Origin of the sequence: Aureivirga marina (genome assembly GCF_015767265.1) — a bacterium.
In the GTDB taxonomy this organism is placed as follows: Bacteria; Bacteroidota; Bacteroidia; order Flavobacteriales; family Flavobacteriaceae; genus Aureivirga; species Aureivirga marina.
The window spans coordinates 360,571-378,455 of record NZ_JADPIB010000004.1 but is presented as its reverse complement, the minus strand read 5'-3'; the positions used below and the strand labels follow the sequence as shown (position 1 = coordinate 378,455).

The 17,885-nt window shown below is 29.8% G+C and carries 15 protein-coding genes; 6 read left to right on the top strand and 9 right to left on the bottom strand.

Annotation, left to right across the window (positions count from 1 at the left end; genetic code table 11):
* Positions 1–184: 184 nt before the first annotated feature.
* The 6 genes from I1A51_RS10750 to I1A51_RS10725 all read right to left on the bottom strand — a co-directional run bounded on the left by I1A51_RS10750 (position 185) and on the right by I1A51_RS10725 (position 9,472).
* Entirely contained in the window at positions 185–1,708 is a 1,524-nt protein-coding gene (locus tag I1A51_RS10750) for a type I restriction-modification system subunit M (RefSeq protein ID WP_196893754.1), read from the bottom strand.
* 838 nt (positions 1,709–2,546) lie between these two features.
* A complete protein-coding gene (locus I1A51_RS10745; RefSeq protein ID WP_196893752.1) occupies positions 2,547–5,627 on the bottom strand; it encodes an efflux RND transporter permease subunit in 3,081 nt (1,026 codons plus the stop codon).
* Positions 5,628–5,641: 14 nt separating this feature from the next.
* A complete protein-coding gene (locus tag I1A51_RS10740; protein WP_196893751.1) occupies positions 5,642–7,147 on the bottom strand; it encodes an efflux RND transporter periplasmic adaptor subunit in 1,506 nt (501 codons plus the stop codon).
* A 114-nt stretch (positions 7,148–7,261) separates the two neighbouring features.
* Positions 7,262–7,579 carry a hypothetical protein gene (locus I1A51_RS10735; protein ID WP_196893750.1) on the bottom strand — a complete coding sequence of 106 codons (318 nt, stop codon included), beginning with the start codon at positions 7,577–7,579 and terminating at the stop codon, positions 7,262–7,264.
* Positions 7,580–7,590: 11 nt separating this feature from the next.
* The gene (locus I1A51_RS10730; protein ID WP_196893749.1) at positions 7,591–8,772 is read right to left on the bottom strand and encodes a TolC family protein; all 1,182 of its coding nucleotides are present in this window, start codon (positions 8,770–8,772) and stop codon (positions 7,591–7,593) included.
* A gap of 247 nt (positions 8,773–9,019) precedes the next feature.
* Positions 9,020–9,472: a hypothetical protein gene (locus tag I1A51_RS10725; protein ID WP_196893748.1), complete on the bottom strand. Its 453-nt coding sequence runs from the start codon at positions 9,470–9,472 to the stop codon at positions 9,020–9,022.
* 95 nt (positions 9,473–9,567) lie between these two features.
* On the opposite strand from I1A51_RS10725, the gene I1A51_RS10720 reads away from it, so the two are divergent.
* Entirely contained in the window at positions 9,568–9,987 is a 420-nt protein-coding gene (locus I1A51_RS10720) for an Mpo1 family 2-hydroxy fatty acid dioxygenase (protein ID WP_231374014.1), read from the top strand.
* Between the two features lie 141 nt (positions 9,988–10,128).
* Entirely contained in the window at positions 10,129–10,449 is a 321-nt protein-coding gene (locus tag I1A51_RS10715; RefSeq protein ID WP_196893747.1) for a winged helix-turn-helix transcriptional regulator, read from the top strand.
* A gap of 34 nt (positions 10,450–10,483) precedes the next feature.
* On the opposite strand, the gene I1A51_RS10710 is transcribed toward I1A51_RS10715, so the two are convergent.
* The 3 genes from I1A51_RS10710 to I1A51_RS10700 all read right to left on the bottom strand — a co-directional run bounded on the left by I1A51_RS10710 (position 10,484) and on the right by I1A51_RS10700 (position 12,736).
* Positions 10,484–11,326, bottom strand: coding sequence for a hypothetical protein (locus I1A51_RS10710; RefSeq protein WP_196893746.1), 843 nt, complete (start codon positions 11,324–11,326; stop codon positions 10,484–10,486).
* 2 nt (positions 11,327–11,328) lie between these two features.
* Entirely contained in the window at positions 11,329–12,183 is an 855-nt protein-coding gene (locus I1A51_RS10705) for an SH3 domain-containing protein (RefSeq protein WP_196893744.1), read from the bottom strand.
* 106 nt (positions 12,184–12,289) lie between these two features.
* Positions 12,290–12,736 (bottom strand): DUF1573 domain-containing protein, encoded by a 447-nt coding sequence (locus I1A51_RS10700; RefSeq protein WP_196893742.1) that lies wholly within the window; start codon positions 12,734–12,736, stop codon positions 12,290–12,292.
* A 114-nt stretch (positions 12,737–12,850) separates the two neighbouring features.
* Between I1A51_RS10700 and I1A51_RS10695 the strand changes: the two genes are divergently transcribed.
* The 4 genes from I1A51_RS10695 to I1A51_RS10680 all read left to right on the top strand — a co-directional run bounded on the left by I1A51_RS10695 (position 12,851) and on the right by I1A51_RS10680 (position 17,881).
* Positions 12,851–15,484: a valine--tRNA ligase gene (locus tag I1A51_RS10695; RefSeq protein WP_196893740.1), complete on the top strand. Its 2,634-nt coding sequence runs from the start codon at positions 12,851–12,853 to the stop codon at positions 15,482–15,484.
* 195 nt (positions 15,485–15,679) lie between these two features.
* Complete coding sequence (locus tag I1A51_RS10690) at positions 15,680–16,300, top strand: class I SAM-dependent DNA methyltransferase (RefSeq protein ID WP_196893733.1); 621 nt, start codon at positions 15,680–15,682, stop codon at positions 16,298–16,300.
* A gap of 91 nt (positions 16,301–16,391) precedes the next feature.
* A complete protein-coding gene (locus I1A51_RS10685; protein WP_196893732.1) occupies positions 16,392–16,796 on the top strand; it encodes a nucleoside 2-deoxyribosyltransferase in 405 nt (134 codons plus the stop codon).
* Between the two features lie 515 nt (positions 16,797–17,311).
* Positions 17,312–17,881 (top strand): hypothetical protein, encoded by a 570-nt coding sequence (locus I1A51_RS10680; protein WP_196893730.1) that lies wholly within the window; start codon positions 17,312–17,314, stop codon positions 17,879–17,881.
* Positions 17,882–17,885 lie beyond the last annotated feature (4 nt).

The window sequence follows — 17,885 nt, the reverse complement described above, 5'->3', positions numbered from 1 at the left end:
TTGTTTTTTAAGAAACTTAAACTTTTGTTTTAAAAAAAGAGGTTGCAGGCTGGAATCCTGCCGAGGTCACATATTTTTTTATACTGAAAAACACACCCCTAGCCCCTCTCAAGAGGGGAAAACTGCATCTTTTTTAATTCCAGCCTTATTTAATCTGGTGGCTGAGCGGAGTCGAAGCCCCATTTCACAAGCTAATCCCGATACTTGCCAATTGTTTTTTAATTTCTTCGTTTAAGTTTTCTTCAGCTGCTATTTGTTGTTTTAGTTCCGTAGTCAAAGCTTCGATTTTCGTATCAAACGGAATTCCGTCATCTTCTTCTTCAGGTATTCCAACATAGCGCCCAGGAGTCAATACAAAACCATGCTTTTCCATTTCTTCCATACTAGCCGACTTACAAAACCCTTTCACATCTTCATATGCTCCCGAATTTTCTGTAGCCAAAGCCGAAGCCTGCCAGTTATGATACACATCACGAATACTTGCCAAATCTTCTTCTGACAAATCACGGTGTACACGAGTTTTCATAAATCCAAGCTCCGAAGCATCGATAAACAAGGTCTCTTTGCTTTGCTTGTCTCTACGCAAAAACCAGATACAAGCAGGAATTCCCGTATTATAAAACAACTGCTTTGGCAAAGCAACAATACATTCTACCAAATTATTCTCAATCAAATTTTTACGAATCACTCCCTCACCAGAAGTATTAGAGCTCAACGAACCATTGGCAAGCACTGTTGCCATCACTCCTTTTGGTGCCAAATGGTATAGCATGTGCTGAATCCATCCAAAATTGGCATTTCCGTTTGGTGGTGTTCCATACTTCCAACGACCATCCTCTTGTAGTAAATCCACACCCCATTCTTTTTGATTAAAAGGTGGGTTTGCCAAAATAAAATCAGCTTTCAAATCAGGATGTGCATCTTTTAAAAAACTCCCCTCCGTGTTCCAAGACACAAACTGCGAATTAATATTTCGAATCGCAAGGTTCATTTTGGAAAGCTTCCAAGTAGTCTGATTACTTTCTTGCCCATAAATAGTAATATCTTTGATATTTCCTTGATGTTCGATCACAAACTTTTCAGACATTACAAACATACCACCAGAACCACAAGCAGGGTCATACACACGTCCTTTATATGGCGCAATCATTTCTACCATTAATTTCACGATAGATTTTGGTGTATAAAACTGTCCTCCTTTTTTCCCTTCCGCATTGGCAAATTCTCCTAAGAAATATTCATACACACGCCCAAACAAATCTTTAGAGTTTTCGTTTTCAGCTTGCAATTCCGTATTCGAAATCAAGTCAATTAATTCTCCAAGTGAAGTTTTATCCAAATTCGCTTTACCATATACTTGTGGCAATACATTTTTAAGCTCCTTATTTTCTTTCTCCACATGTTTCATAGCATCATCCAAGGTCTGACCAATAGTTGCTAATTTTGCATTGTTATGAATATGTGTCCATCGAGCATCTTTAGGTACAAAAAAGACATTTTCTGCAAGATATTCATCTCTATCTTCTGGGTCCGAATATTCGTCCTCTTCTAGTTTATTGTATAATTCTTGAAAAGACTCCGATATATATTTCAAAAAAACCAATCCCAACACAACATGCTTATATTCCGCAGCATCTATATTTTTACGAAGTTTGTCTGCTGCCTTAAATAGTTTTTGCTCAAAACTACTAGTATCTACTTTTGCCATTTTTTATTTTTATAATAATATATTATTACGATTCCTTTTATATTAAACATTACCACGTTTGACTTTGTATAAAGATATACAGATTTTCAAGTTCCTTTCTTTAGAGAGGCTAGAGATTTAAAAAATAAAAGCTCCCATAAAGACTATCTAATTCCCCTCTAGAGAGGGCTAGGGGTGTGTTCTAGATTACACAAAATCCCCATAAGATTTCAAACCAAATATTATTTAATTAAAAAATTAATTCTAGTTCAAATTAAATCTATTCTCTTACGCAAAACTAGTAAAATATAATAAGTCTATTTTAACATTTTTCTCAAATTATTTTAAAAAACTCTCAAAATAAAAACAGTAAAAAATAACGTAACATTAAATTTATAATCATTCAAAAATAACATAAAGAATAAACAATTCCTTACGGGTTTCCGTATTTTACCTATAAAAAGTAAATATGAATATTAAAACAAAGACAAATAGAATATGTTAAAACAAATAATTTCTTAATTATATTTAAGAAGTTAAAAATCAATTAATTAATATAGAGCAAAGAAGAAAAACTAAATCAACAAACAAATAAATTTATTACTAAAACTCTCTAAGAGACCACTCAGATAACATGAGGAATCACTCAGGCAACATAAAAAAGCACAATCAAACTCCCCTCCTTTAAAAGGAGGGGCCGAGGGTGGTTAAACAATCTAAATTTTAAATAATATGAACAGAAACAAATCATTATTAGAAGAAAAACACTAGAACTATACAAAGCAGCTCTAGAAAACGCAGAAACCCAACCAGAAAAAATCTAGTTGGGTTTTGAAATTATATAAAGTCTAAATTGTCTCTATTTTCGCTTCATCACCAATTCATAAACACAAGGAATTACAATCAGATTTAAAACCGTTGCAGAAAGTAATCCTCCAAGAATCACCACTGCCATCGGACTTTGAATTTCATTTCCAGGCTCTCCTCCTTTCATTGCTAAAGGAATCAAAGCTAAACCAGTTGTAAAAGCAGTCATCAAAATCGGATTTAAACGATCCAATGCTCCAATTTTTAATAATTCAAAACCTTCTTTTCCTTCTTTTCGTAAATCTTCATATTTAGAAATCAACAAAATTCCATTTCTTGTTGCAATTCCAAAAAGACTAATAAATCCAATAGTTGCAGCAATGCTGATAATTCCAGAAGTAAAATACACAATCAGAATTCCACCAATCAACGCTAAAGGTAAATTGATCAAAACAATAAATGAAAGCTTGATATCTTTAAACTCATAATACAGCAAAAAGAAAATTATCACAATCGCAATCACAGCCGTAATTAATAACATTTGCGATGCTTTCGCTTCACTTTCAAATTGTCCTCCATATTCCACACGATATCCTTCTGGTAATTTCACCTCAGTATTTACAATATTCTGAATATCATTTACCACGCTTCGTAAATCTCGTCCTTGCACATTCGCAGCAACAACAATTTTTCGCTGTACATCTTCTCTACTTATTGTATTCGGACTACTAACAGATTCTACAGTTGCCAATTCTCGCAAAGGAACTTGTCCTCCTTTAGGCAAATGAATCCAAGTTTTTTCAATTTTCTCTTTTGTGTCTCGGTTTTCTTTTTGCAAACGAACTACCAAATCAAAATACTTTTGTCCTTCATAAATTTCTCCTGCTTTTTCTCCTGCTAAAGAAATATCCATTTGCTCTAAAAGTTCTTTCACAGTCATTCCGTGCGCAGCCAACATTTGTCTTTTCGGAACAATTCGTAATTGTGGAACTTCAATCTGCTGGTCTAAGGCAACATCTGCAATCCCATCGATAGCTTTAATTTTCGTTTCTACGTCTTTTCCAACTTCAAAAAGTCTTTGTAAATCCGAACCAAAAATCTTAATCGCAATATTCGCACGAGTTCCAGAAAGCATATGATCAATTCTGTGAGCAATTGGTTGTCCCAACGTGATATTTACTCCAGGAACTACACTCAACTTTGTACGAACTTCTTCGAAAAATTCTTCTTTTGTTTTATCTTTTAAAGTAAAAGGAACATCCACTTCGGCAGCATTTACACCTTGTGCGTGTTCATCCAATTCTGCTCGCCCAGTTCTTCTTGTTACCACATCAACTTCTGGTAATTCTAATAAAAGTTGCTCTACTAATTTTCCTGTTTTATTACTTTCCTCCAAAGACATTCCAGGAATTCCAACAACACTGATTACCAAAGAACCTTCATTAAATTCTGGTAAGAAACTTCTTCCTAATTGCGATAAAAACACTAAACTTAAAACAAAAACTCCTACTGTAAATCCAATAATAATTCTCGGAATTTTTAATGTTTTTTCTAAAATAGAAGCATACCATTTTTGTAAAACTCTTTCGATTTTTGTCCCTTCTGCTTGTTTTCCTATTACTTTTTCATTCTTTAATAAAAAAGAACATAAAACTGGCGTAACTGTTACAGCTACAATCAAAGAAGTTAGAACAGATGTGATAAATGCAATTCCAAGTGGTTGTAACAATCTTCCTTCCATTCCACTTAAGAAAAATAATGGAACAAAAGAAACAATGATAATTAACGTTGCAATAATAATCGAACTACGAATTTCCATCGAAGCAATTTTCACCACTTCTAAAATTCCTAATCGTTCTTCTTTTGGTTTTTGTACATTTTCTCTTAATCTCTTAAAAACATTTTCCACATCAATAATTGCATCATCCACCAAAGCTCCAATTGCAATTGCCATTCCTCCTAAAGACATCGTGTTAATTGTATAACCTAAAAGTTTTAAAACAATAATAGAAACTAAAAGTGAAATTGGAATTGCTAAAAGAGAAATCACTGTTGTTCGCCAATTCATCAGGAAAATAAATAAGACTAAAACAACAAAAAATGCTCCTTCTAAAAGAGTTTGATTTAAATTATTAATTGAAGCTTCAATAAAATTCGCTTGTCTAAAAATATGACTTTGAATCTCTACATTTTCTGGAATTGTTTTCTTTAAATCTACAATTGCTTCATCCAAACTTTTTGTCAATTCTAAAGTATTTACATCTGGTTGCTTTGAAATTGTTAGAACAACAGCAGGTTTTCCATTTAACGATCCATCTCCAATTTTATCTGAAGTTCCAATCTGAACTGTCGCAACATCTTTAATTTTAATCGCTTGTCCATTCTTATATTTAACAATACTTTCTTGTAAACTTTCCAAGTTATAAGCTCGCCCACTTCCTTTGATGATATATTGATTTCCATGTTGATTAATCACACCTCCTGGAGCATTCAAATTTGCTTCTTGTACTTTCTCTAAAAGCTCTGTAATACTAACATTGTAATAATTCAATTTTTCAGGATTTGCAAAAACTTGATATTCTTTATAATCTCCTCCGATTACAATCACATTTGCAATTCCTCCAATTGATTTAATTCTTGGACTGATTATCCAATCTGCTAAAGTTCGAAGTTCCATTGGCGACAAACTATCCGAAGTAACTCCAAGTAACATTACTTCTCCCATAATAGAAGAAATCGGTGCCATTGTTGGTGTTCCAACTCCTTCTGGTAGATTCTCACGAACCATCGGAATTCTTTCACTAACAATTTGTCTTGCACGATAAATATCTGTTCCCCAATTAAATTCTACCCAAACAATAGAAATTCCAGCAGCCGAAGACGAACGAATTCGTCGAACATTTGGCGAACCATTCATTGCTGTTTCCAATTGATAAGTAACTAATTTCTCTACTTCTTCCGATTCCATTCCATGTGCTTCTGTCAGAATTGTAACTGTCGGTGCAGTCAAATCTGGAAACACATCCACGTTCATTGTACGTGTGAAATAAATTCCTGTCATACTTAAAATCACAGCGACTAAAAGGACTAGAAATCTATTTTGTAACGATATTGATAAAATTTTATTTAACATAAATCCAATCCTTTTTAGTGTGCATGTCCATGAGCTGGCGCTTGTCCAGACATTGAAGCCATTTTAACTTGATACGCACCTTTTGTCACTACAAATTCTTCTTTCGAAAGTCCTTCTTTAATCTCCACAAATTCTCCGTTTTGTTTTCCAATTATTACAGGTCTTCTTTCAAAAGTTTCTCCACTTAATTGTACGATTACTGAATAATTTCCATAATCTTCTAATAAGGAATTCAAAGGAACTACAATTCCTCTCTCTCCATTTCCAACAGCAATTTGCACTTCTGTAAATGCTCCTTCAGGTTTTAAAACAGCATCTTTTACTTTTGCAATTACAGAAACCATCGGGTTTTCAGTATCTACTTTTTTCCCAACAGATAAAACTTCTCCTTCGGTTTTTTTTAAATTCGACCAAGAATCTGTTTCTGGTTGGTACCAAATATTTTGAATTGCACTTAGTTTTTCTGCATCTGAAGCGCTTACTTTTGCTTCTAAAATATTTGATTGTTGGCTGGAAATTGTAAATAACATCGCTCCTTCTTCTACAAAATCACCATTTCGATGTTTTACATTTTTAATAAATCCAGAAAATGGCGCTCTGATTTGTTTTCCTTTTGTAGAAAAATTAGAAACTAAAGATTGATAAGAAGCTTTTGCAACTTCAAATTCTTTTTTAAATTTTAAAAATTCTGATTTTGCAATAATTTTCGATTCGTATAATTCTTTTTTTCTATTAAAATTCGATTTTGCTTCTTCAAAATTTGCTTTTGCTTTAGCAACATTTGAGTTTAAATTATTCACGGAAAACTCTTTACTTTCAATCGTTAAAAGCAATTGTCCTTTCTGAACTTTTGCTCCTTCTACAATTTTCTCATCAGCAAAAGAAACTGTTCCGCTTGTTGTTGCATTTAAAACTTTCGAATTAGAATTCGATGTTTTCCAAACTCCAGAAGTTGAAATCATTTCATAAATTTCCATTTCTCGAACAGGTTCTGTTTTAAATTCCATTTTCCAAGCTTGTTCTTTTAAAAATGAAATCGAACTATCATCTTCCGTAGCTGGATTTGCTTTTCTAGCAGCTTCTAAATCAGTATAAACTTCTACATTTTTAATTACAATTTCATCCGAAAATTCAGGTGTTTGAATATCAAAAATCAATGTACCTTTTCCTGCTTTTTTCGGTTGTAATTTCGGAGAAAAAATTCCTGGAGAAGATGGTGCATTTACCGTATGTTTAATTCCTGAATTTCCTAAAATAAAACTCACCGTTACTTTTCCTTCTGTAACGGGTTTGTGTTTTTTCATCGTTGTAAAATGAGCAGCAAATCGGCTTGTTTTTCCAACAACTAAAACTGGAAACTCAACAAATAACTCTGATTTCTCTGTCCATTTTGTAAAATCTATTCTTGGTGTTTCTTCAAAATGTCCACCATTTACATCATGTGCGTGTCCATGATCTTCTTGTGCTTTTGGGCTACAAGAAACTATTGCTAAAGCAATGATTATATATAAAAATCGCATTGTTTTTTTCTTTTAATAATTATTTAAATCACAAATTATTTCACCAATTATTTAAAGTTTAGAGATGAGTTTTTTACACACCTCTAAACTTTTTAAAGCTTAAAAACTCAAAAATTAGTGAGCTTTATGCTCTGTTCCATCTTCATGTTTATGAGTTTCTTCTGCTTCATGTTTGTGATGCTCTTCTCCTTCTTTATGCTCATGATTATCATGATTTGAAGTAGAATCATTTACTTTAAATTCTTTTTGCTCATGGTGATCTCCATGTTCATGATCATGTCCGTGGTCACCATCACCATGATCGTGTCCGTGATCAGAATTTTGTTCAGTTCCATGGTCATGTCCATGATCCTCATTTTTCTTTTCTTTTTTTGGCGTACATGCCACAGCAAAAACAACTAAACCTGCAATAATTAATTTTGTGATCTTCATAATATTTAATTTTATAATTGGTATTTAAATAATTCTGCTTGAAGTAAATAAAGTTCCTTTTCCATTTCTAAAACTTTATTTATCGCTTGTTCGTAAAAATGATTTTCTTGGAAATAAGTGATGAAATTAATTTCACCTAATTCATATGCTTTCAACAATAAAGAAGCAGAATTCAAAGAGTTTAAAACTTCTTTATATTCTGTGTATTTCTTTAAAATTGTTTGGTAAGAATTGTATTTCTTTTGAAAATCAGCATATAATTTTAAAATAGAAGCTTCCGATTCAATTTTACTTGATTCATAATCGATTTTCGCAGCTTTTACTTTGTTTTTATTATTCCAAAGTGGAAGTGAAATTCCTCCATAAAGTCCAGAATAATTATTTCCTGCTACACCTTGATAATTAAAACCAGCTGTAAGATTTGGTAACGATTTATGTTTCGAAAGTTTATATTTCTGTAAGGCAACAGTTTCTTTTTGCGAAATTTGTTTCAACATAAAATCGTTTTTTTTCTTTTGTTCCCATAATTCATTTAAAGGCGCCAAATTTACATTTTTATCAAATGCTAGAATAGAAAAATTAAGTGCTTCTCCACCATTTAAACTTTCTAAAGTAAGTTTTTGATTCTGCATTTCAGTTTGTAACTTTTCGAAATCAAATTGTTTTTGCAACCAAGCTATTTTTGCTTTATTTCGGTCTAAAATCCCAATTTGTTCTTTTTCAAAAAGTTGTTTTGTTTGCTCATAAACTTTTTCTGCTTTTAGAATTCTTTCTTCTTCTAATTTCATCAAATTTTGTAGAGAAATTAGTTTGATTAATTCCTTTTTTGCAGAAAGTAAAACTTCTTGTTTTTTTAATTCATAAGCATAATCCAAACTCATTTGTTCAGTAGTAATCCATTTTTTACGAGAAGTATAAACTGTTGGAAATTCAAAAGTTTGTGAAACTTCAAACTCTGAATAATTTCCATCTGTATGTTCTCCCCATGGTAAAAAATAAGCTCCAACTTCAGGGTTTGAAAGATTATTTTCTGATTTTAATTGTAATTTTTTACTTTTTATATAAGTAGCAAAAGCCTGTAATTCTTTATTGTTCTGTTCTATTTTTTGCAGAATATTTTCTGTTTTTTCTTGTGCATTTAACTGAGAAAAAGCAAAAAAGCTACAAAAAATGAAAACTAATTTAAGTCTCATTTTTAAAAATGATATTTAAAGAATTTGTTTTTCTATTGAAATAAAATTTAATATTTACACTAGCGCACTTTTGTAAGTTTGCTCATTGTTTGTTGCATTTATGTATGATTTCGAGTTATAAAATCTCATCAACGATTTAATACATCTCTTCTTTAAATACAAAACAAGCAGTAAATAAATATCACAAATTCTTTTATTAATAAATAATTGATTTTTTGGATAAAGGGATTTATCCGATATGCGGAATTTAGGCAATTTTAGGTGGAGCTCTTAAAGCAATATTTTGAAAAACATAGGATTCATAGAATGGTTCATCATAAAGAAAATTCCTATGTAAATCGAGTTTTTCAGCAATTGTATAATAACCATCTGTGAAAACAAATCCAAACTCGGAAACTGCTTTTTGAACTTTTGCAATTTCTGTTTTGAATTTCGTTAAAGTAATATCTTCATAAGAATGAAAAGAATGTGCATGACCTTCTAAATCAATCGGTAGTTTAGATTGAAAAGCAGAAGAATCTTGTTTTTTTTCATCAGAAGAATGATGGTGTGAATGTCCATCATGAGAATGATTATGTGAAGTTTCTGAAGAAACTAATTTGTGATGAATATGGTGAATATGTGGCAGCGCATTATGAAGAATCATAATACTTATGATACTTAAAAGTAAAAGAGCTTTTATTTTCTTTGGGTAATTCATCAAGTGCAAAGCTATATTTTTTTTAGTATTTTGAAAAAAGTTTTTCTAATTTTCTTGAATATTCAATTTCAACTGCTCTCAAAAACACCAATTTTATGAATTCTAAAAAAACAAAAACAACCAAATTACAATTACTTTTAGATGCATATGCAGAAAGTCATCAGAATGCAAAAAATAAAAAAATTCATTTTGTTTGTGTTCCTATTATTTTCTGGTCTATTGTAGGTTTTTTTTATGCAATTCCAAATCAGTTGTTAATTTCTTCTTTTGGAAATCTTTTTTTAGTAAATTGGGCGACAATAGCTTTATTATTTGTTTTAATTTACTATATATCTCTTTCAATTAGGTTAAGTTTTGGAATGCTAATTTTTAGTTTTTTCTGTCTTATATCTTTTTATCTTATAGAATTATACGTGCCAGTTTCGATTCTAAAGATTACGATAATAACATTTGTTATTGCATGGATTGGACAGTTTTACGGACATCAATTAGAAGGAAAAAACCATCATTTTTAAAGGATATTCAGTTTTTATTGATAGGTCCTGCGTGGATTTTACATTTTATCTATATTAAACTAAAATTAGAATATTTATAAATTTATTATGCATAAATAATAATTTTTAACTACATTTACTGTTAAAACTAACAAAATACATATGAAATTATCTATACCGAAAAAAGATGCCAGTAATGATCAACCACTATTAGCTTTATTTGATTTGTTAGGAAAAAATTGGACTTTACGAATTATTTGGAGCTTGAAGGATGGGCCGTGTAAGTTTCGCGAATTACTCTACAGATGTGGAACTTCATCACCGACAACCTTGAATTTGAGAATCAAAGAATTAAAAAGTTTACATTTATTAGAATTGACGAAAGATGGGTACATTCTAACGCCATTGGGAACTAAATTAACCAAACAATTAAATTTATTTAAACCGTGGACTAAAGAATGGGCTAAAGAATTTCCATCGTAAACTTAAAAGGCTATCCTAGGATAGCCTTTTATTTTTATTTTCTTTTTAGCGCTTTTTTAATCTTTTCATTTATATTTTCTTGCGGCCACGCAAATTCGTATTTTTCAGTATATTCTATAGATATTAATTCTTCATCATCTGCATAATCATAACTTGTATCTAGTAGAATAATTTTATCATTTTCTCCAAATTTATCGCTTGGGAATATAATTTCTTCTACAGTACTATATCCTCCATCAGCAACTATATTAGTTCCAAAAATTAATTGAAATCCATTTTCTTTAGAAAAAGTAAAATAATTTTCAATAGAAGTATCACCACAAGATTCTGTTAAAGTTGAAATTCGAACAACATTATCTACATACTCTAAACCTTTAGCATCATAAATTGAAAAATAAACATGATTTTTTATAAATCTAATTTCTTGTTCAACCACCTCATCATTTGATTTTTTTGCACGAATTTTAGTAACAACATTTGTATCAAAAGGATTATCAGATGGTTTTTTGTAGCCAAGTATATAAAATTCTTCTCCTTGATATTCCAACTTTGAATTCGCAATTAAACCAGATAAAACATATCCAATTTCATAATCATGTTGCACCATAACCCAAGGATAATCAATTCCATTGTAATTATATGTTTTCTTGGAAACTTCAATTACTCTTAATTCAGCTCCAATTGGCAATGTATCTAAAACTTTATTATTTGCATCTGTATTTGGATGTTCTCTAAATTTTACATTATTTCCAAACAAATAAACAGTGTCATTTTCTTTCCAATTTATTTCATTTGTAATGTAATGAGAAATTTCTTTCGATTGTCCAAAAGTGAAAAAAGAACAATATAAACTTAAAATAAATAGTAACTTTTTCATTTTTATCTTTTTTTAGATTCTTCAATATTATTTTTCACATATTCAAATGTTGGTTGTAATCCATTTTCCCCCCATTTCATTCGAACACTATATTGCTCAATAATTTCTTTTAAATTAGAATTTTCTAGATTCTTTCTTACAATACTTTCTGTATAATAGATAAAACTTCCTTCATAATGTTCTACTTCATCAGGGAATTGTATTTTTTGAGTTGTAATAATTTCTTCTTTTTTATCTTTCGTAAGCTTTTTATCCTCTATTAATGATGGAATTTTATGAAGATAAACAGGACCTGAAAAAATATAAGTTGTCACTTTTTTTTCCCCTTTTTTATAAACTACTTCAATAATATCTTTTATAATGTCAAGTTCTCTATCGTCATCTGAAAACGCAATTTCTAAAGAATCAAAATCTTCTGGAACTAAAATTCTTTCATTCTCAACAATTTCAGCATGAAGATTCATTTTCCTTATCAAAATATTATATTTTTTTCTTTTGGCATCAAATTCTACATTCAAATAATATGGTTCTCCATTTAAAGTAACTTTTTCTACGGCAATAAATTTTTGCACAATATATCCAACTTGATTTGCATATTGAACTTTCACCCAATCGCTTTTTACATTATCCGTCACATATTCTTGGTTTGTTTTTTCTAAAAATATTAGTTGTGATCCCATTCTCATTAATGCTAAAACCTCAGAAGTTGTGTTTGGTTCGGCTCGAAGTTTAACATCATTTGCAAAAAGATTTACAATATCATTTGGTTGGAAGACTTTTTCTTTAAATATAATCTTTTGGGAAAAAGAAGATATAGAAATCAATAAAGTGATTAATAATAGTAATTTTTGTTTCATTTATTTATGGTTAAATTGATTCATTTCAATTAAATTTAATTCATAGCTAAAAAAAATAGTAATCAAAAAATTGATTACTATTTTCTATTTCTTATAACAAAAGTAATTAGTTTGCCATCATACTTTTTTTCTTTTCTACTTTAGAATTTGCTTCTGGCTTCATCACCACACCTTTGATTTTTAATCTTACAGTTGGTTCACTAGCGTTTGAAAATACAGTAATTGTTTTTGAAAATCCTCCAACTCTATTCGTTGCATATTTCACTTCAATTTCAGCTTTCTCACCTGGCATTACTGGTTTTTCAGGTTTTTTTGGAACTGTACAACCACAAGATGATTTAACTTTAGATATAATTAAAGGAGATTTTCCTGTATTTGTAAATTTAAACACTCTTTTTCCATCTGCTTTATGCTCAATTTTCCCATAGTCAATTACAGTTTCTTCAAAAGTAATAACTGGAGCATTTGGGTCTGCTTGATTATTTGCATTCTGTTGTGCTTGCACTCCTACGAATGTAAGAAAAAGCACTAATAATGGTACAAATTTTTTCATGATAATAGTTTTTTATTTTGTAAAATTAATTATTTTTTTTTTCATTCAAAATTCTTTAGATTTTTTTTAAGTTGTACATTTGCGGATATTTTAAATATAAATTATTTATTAAAAATGAATATTGCAACAAAATACAACCCACAAGAAGTTGAAGACAAGTGGTATAGTTACTGGATGGAAAACAATTATTTTAAATCTGTACCAAACGAAAAAGAAGCGTACACAATTGTAATTCCACCACCAAACGTCACAGGAGTACTTCATATGGGACACATGTTGAATAATACTATTCAAGATGTACTTATTCGTAGAGCTCGTCTTAGAGGTTACAATGCTTGCTGGGTTCCTGGAACTGACCATGCATCAATTGCTACGGAAGCAAAAGTTGTTGCAAAATTACGTGAAGAAGGAATTCAAAAAGATGATTTAACACGTGAAGAATTCTTAGAACACGCTTGGGATTGGACACATAAACATGGTGGAATTATCTTAAGTCAGTTAAAAAAATTAGGAGCTTCATGTGATTGGGATCGTACGAAATTTACGATGGATCCTGATTTATCGGAATCTGTAACAAAAGTTTTCGTTGACTTATATAATAAAGGGTTAATTTACCGTGGATATAGAATGGTAAACTGGGATCCTGAAGCAAAAACAACGCTTTCTGATGAAGAGGTGATTTATGAAGAAAGAAATGGAAAATTCTATCACATCAATTACCAAATTGAAGGAACAGAAGAGTTTGTAACAATTGCAACAACAAGACCAGAAACAATTCTTGGAGATAGCGCAATTTGTGTGAATCCAAATGATGAAAGATATGCTTCATTAAAAGGGAAAAAAGTAATCGTTCCGATTGCAAATAGAACAATTCCTGTAATTGAAGACGAATATGTAGATATGGAATTCGGAACAGGATGTTTAAAAATTACTCCTGCACACGATCCAAATGATAAAGAAATTGGAGAAAGACATAATTTAGAAGTTATTGATATTTTCCATGATGATGCAAGCTTAAATTCTCACGGTTTACACTACGAAGGAAAAGATCGTTTTGTAGTTCGTAAAGAGATTGCTAAAGAGTTAGAAGAAAAAGGATTCTTAGCAAAAGTTGAAAATCATGTACATAAAGTAGGAACTTCTGAAAGAACGAAGGCTGTAATTGAGCCTAAAGTTTCTGTTCAATGGTTCTTAAAAATGGAAGATTTAGTAAAACCAGCTATCAAAGCTGTGCAAGATGGTGAGGTAAACTTAGTTCCAAATAAATTCGTAAACACTTATAATCACTGGATGAATAATGTTCGTGATTGGAATATTTCTCGTCAATTATGGTGGGGACACCAAATTCCAGCATTTTTCTACGGTGAAGGTGTAAATGATTTCGTTGTTGCAAAAACAATTGAAGAAGCAGCAACTTTAGCTTCTGAGAAATTAGGAAAAGAAATTACAGTAGCAGATTTAAAACAAGATCCTGATGCTTTAGATACTTGGTTCTCTTCTTGGTTATGGCCAATGAGTGTTTTTGATGGTGTAAGAAATCCTGATAACGAAGAATTTAAATATTACTATCCAACAAATGATTTAGTAACGGCTCCTGAGATTTTATTCTTCTGGGTTGCTCGTATGATTATTGCTGGATATGAGTTTGGAGATGCTAAACCATTTACAAATGTTTATTTAACTGGAATCGTTCGTGATAAGCAAGGACGTAAAATGTCTAAATCTTTAGGAAATTCTCCTGATCCGATTGAATTAATGAAACAATATGGAGCGGATGGAGTTCGTGTAGGAATGTTATTAAGTTCTCCTGCAGGAAACGATTTACCTTTTGATGAAGATTTATGTTCTCAAGGACAAAAATTCACAACAAAAATTTGGAATGCATTTCGTTTAGTTAAAGGATGGGAAGTTTCTGAAGAAATTGAGCAACCAGAATCTGCAAAAGTAGCTATTGAGTGGTTCAAAGCGAAATTCCAAAGTGAATTAGCAACTATTGAAGATCATTATTCTAAATATAGAATTTCAGATGCTTTAATGAGCATTTATAAATTAATTTGGGATGAATTATGTGGTTGGTATTTAGAAATGGTAAAACCAGCTTACCAACAACCAATCGATGCGAAAACATATGCTGAAACAGTTGCGATTTTCGAAGATTGTTTAAAAGTATTGCATCCATTTATGCCTTTCTTAACGGAAGAAGTTTGGCAACATTTCTCTGAAAGAACTGCTGAGGAAGCTTTAATTATTGCTTCTTACCCAGAATTAGACGAGAATTACAACAAAGAAATCGTTTCTGATTTTGAAGAAATTAAAGATATTATTTCTGGAGTTAGAACAATTCGTAAAGATAAAAACATCGCATTTAAAGAGGCTATTGAACTTTCTGTAATGGAAAATGAGAAAATCAACAGAGCTTTTGATGTGATTATCTCTAAGCTTGGAAATATTTCGGAGATTCACACAGTTTCTGAAAAATTAGATGGAAGTTTATCTTTCCGTGTGAAAGCAAACGAATTCTTTATTCCAGTTGCTGGAGCAATTAATGTTGAAGAAGAAATTGAGAAAATCAAAGTAGAATTAAATCGTGCAGAAGGTTTCTTAAAAGGTGTGCAAAAGAAATTATCTAACGAGCGTTTCGTGAGCAATGCACCAGAACAAGTTGTTGCTTTAGAAAAGAAAAAAGAAGCAGATGCTTTAGCTAAAATCGAAACTTTAAAATCGAGTTTAGAATCTTTGGTTGGATAACAAATGGAGATTGAGCGAAGTCGAAATCGAGTATAAATAAAATTCGATGAAACTTTTATTTCATTTTCCTTTAAAATATTTATAAAACAGACTTTCTTTTTGGTGGTCTGTTTTTTTATGCAATAAAAACTGTTTAAAATTAAAGAAGATTAAGATTATAATTTAATATTACATTTAATAAAAATAATATTAGAAATGAGCATAGATAAAGCATATAATAATTGGGCTGAACAATATGATTCAAACTTAAACAAAACAAGAGATTTAGATCAAAAAGCAACAATTGAAACTTTAGAAAAATACAATTTTGAAAATGTTTTGGAATTAGGTTGTGGAACAGAAAAAAATACACAATGGTTATTAAATAAAGCTTCTAAAATAATCGGTTTAGATTTTTCTGATGAAATGTTGAACAAAGCAAAAGAAAAAATCAGTAGTGAAAATGTTATCTTTCAAAAAGCTGATTTAACCAAAAACTGGGATGTAGAAAATGGTTTTGCAGATTTAATTACTTCAAGTTTAACGCTAGAACATATTGAAGATTTAAATCACATTTTTAGACAAGCAAATCTAAAAATGAAAAATGAAGGAATCTTTTTCATTTCTGAATTGCATCCTTTTAAACAATATTCAGGAAGTAAAGCAAAATACGAAACAGAAGATGGAATTCATGAATTGGAAGTTTATACACATCATATTTCAGAATATATGGAAAAAGCCAATCAAAATGGTTTTTCTTTAATTGAATTAAATGAGTGGTTTGATGAAGATAATAAAGAACTTTCAAGATTAATTTCATTTGTTTTTAAGAAGTAAAAACAACCAGTTTTTAGTGAATATTTTTTCAATAAACTTCTATCTTTGGTCAACATTATTTTAATCCAAAAAAGAAATAATATAACATTATATGAAAAAAGTTTATTTTGCCATTAGCTATTCCAATCGGAAATTATTTGATACAGAAGTTCAAAGTTTAGTAAAACTTTTCCACACAAAAAATTTAGAATTATTTTCATTTGTAGATCATTATAATTTTAAAGCAGATGAAGAAAAAATAATGATGGAAACTGCATTTCAGGAAATTGATGAATCCGCTTTTTTAGTTGCCGAATTAACTACAAAATCAATTGGTGTGGGAATTGAAATTGGTTATGCAAACGCAAAAGGAAAACCTATTATTTATTTACGTAAAAAAGATGCAGAATATTCTACAACTGCTGCTGGAAGTTCTAATTATATTATTGAATATGATAATGAAAAGGATTTAATTGAAAAAATGAAACTTCTATTAAATCAACTTCTAAAATTATAGGTTTCATAGTATTTTTTACTTCCTCCTTATCTTTTGTTTTATTAAAATGAAAATAACAAAAGAAGAATTCAAAAATAAATTTATTGAAAATGAAGCTTTATTGATTACTAATTTAAATAGAAAATCTATTTTCCAAACAAATTGATTATTTTATTTTTAAATAAAAAGAAGAATCATTGGTAAATTCGAAGAAATCCATACTAATTTATAGCAATTTGTAAACTAAAATATTTTTGTTAAATTAGATTTAACTATAAATATCTTTTTTCAAATCAACAGGTTATCTTTTATTTTGGGTGGCCTGTTTTTATTTTTAACAGAATTTCAAAACAAACTTTTAATTGTTTTTTAATTGACATTTATTTTATTTGAAACAATTCTAATACTTCATCTCAGCCTAGTTTTTATAATAATATTTTATTATTTAACTTAAAACTTCATTTTTTTGATGTTTGACTTATTCCAATTATATTTGGGAACTTTTGTTATGAAAATAATTTTAAATTAATGAAATAATGCACAAAAAAAGAAAAAATATTAAAACTGATTTTCTTTTTATAATTCTAATAGTTTTTGGAATCCAAGTTTCTTTTTCTCAAAAATCAACAACCTTAGAGAAATTTAAAATTCAAGATTTTGATATTTCAGTAAAATTCTTTGATCCATATAAAAATATCATTGAAGAATTTCCAAATTTTGAAAAGCTTGAAGTAAAAAAACAGGAAGAAATCTGGAATAATTACCTTCTAAATCATATTATTTATGAATTTCAATTAATTCACAAAAACACAACAATTAAAAAATATGTTGTAAAAGGAAATTCAGAAATGAAAATTGATGCAAAAGTGATAACAAATAATAAAATTTATCTTCTTGAAATTATAAATCATACAAAAAATAAAACCACATCTACTATAAAAAAATTGAACATTTATGGAACTTTATTTGAAAACATGGAAATCTTAAAAAATGAAGAGCGACTGGGTTTACAACTTTTCGGACATTTTAGATTGAAAATTCCATATTCTACAATTAAATCAAACGTTTCAACATTAATTTTAAAAGATTTAAACATAGAAAATTAAGCAA

Excerpts from the sequence above, each read along its gene's own strand:
- I1A51_RS10750 (WP_196893754.1), bottom strand. The coding sequence starts at position 1,708 with ATGGCAAAAGTAGATACTAGTAGTTTTGAGCAAAAACTATTTAAGGCA.
- I1A51_RS10745 (WP_196893752.1), bottom strand. The coding sequence starts at position 5,627 with ATGTTAAATAAAATTTTATCAATATCGTTACAAAATAGATTTCTAGTC.
- I1A51_RS10740 (WP_196893751.1), bottom strand. The coding sequence starts at position 7,147 with ATGCGATTTTTATATATAATCATTGCTTTAGCAATAGTTTCTTGTAGC.
- I1A51_RS10735 (WP_196893750.1), bottom strand. The coding sequence starts at position 7,579 with ATGAAGATCACAAAATTAATTATTGCAGGTTTAGTTGTTTTTGCTGTG.
- I1A51_RS10730 (WP_196893749.1), bottom strand. The coding sequence starts at position 8,772 with ATGAGACTTAAATTAGTTTTCATTTTTTGTAGCTTTTTTGCTTTTTCT.
- I1A51_RS10725 (WP_196893748.1), bottom strand. The coding sequence starts at position 9,472 with ATGAATTACCCAAAGAAAATAAAAGCTCTTTTACTTTTAAGTATCATA.
- I1A51_RS10720 (WP_231374014.1), top strand. The coding sequence starts at position 9,568 with ATGAATTCTAAAAAAACAAAAACAACCAAATTACAATTACTTTTAGAT.
- I1A51_RS10715 (WP_196893747.1), top strand. The coding sequence starts at position 10,129 with ATGAAATTATCTATACCGAAAAAAGATGCCAGTAATGATCAACCACTA.
- I1A51_RS10710 (WP_196893746.1), bottom strand. The coding sequence starts at position 11,326 with ATGAAAAAGTTACTATTTATTTTAAGTTTATATTGTTCTTTTTTCACT.
- I1A51_RS10705 (WP_196893744.1), bottom strand. The coding sequence starts at position 12,183 with ATGAAACAAAAATTACTATTATTAATCACTTTATTGATTTCTATATCT.
- I1A51_RS10700 (WP_196893742.1), bottom strand. The coding sequence starts at position 12,736 with ATGAAAAAATTTGTACCATTATTAGTGCTTTTTCTTACATTCGTAGGA.
- I1A51_RS10695 (WP_196893740.1), top strand. The coding sequence starts at position 12,851 with ATGAATATTGCAACAAAATACAACCCACAAGAAGTTGAAGACAAGTGG.
- I1A51_RS10690 (WP_196893733.1), top strand. The coding sequence starts at position 15,680 with ATGAGCATAGATAAAGCATATAATAATTGGGCTGAACAATATGATTCA.
- I1A51_RS10685 (WP_196893732.1), top strand. The coding sequence starts at position 16,392 with ATGAAAAAAGTTTATTTTGCCATTAGCTATTCCAATCGGAAATTATTT.
- I1A51_RS10680 (WP_196893730.1), top strand. The coding sequence starts at position 17,312 with ATGCACAAAAAAAGAAAAAATATTAAAACTGATTTTCTTTTTATAATT.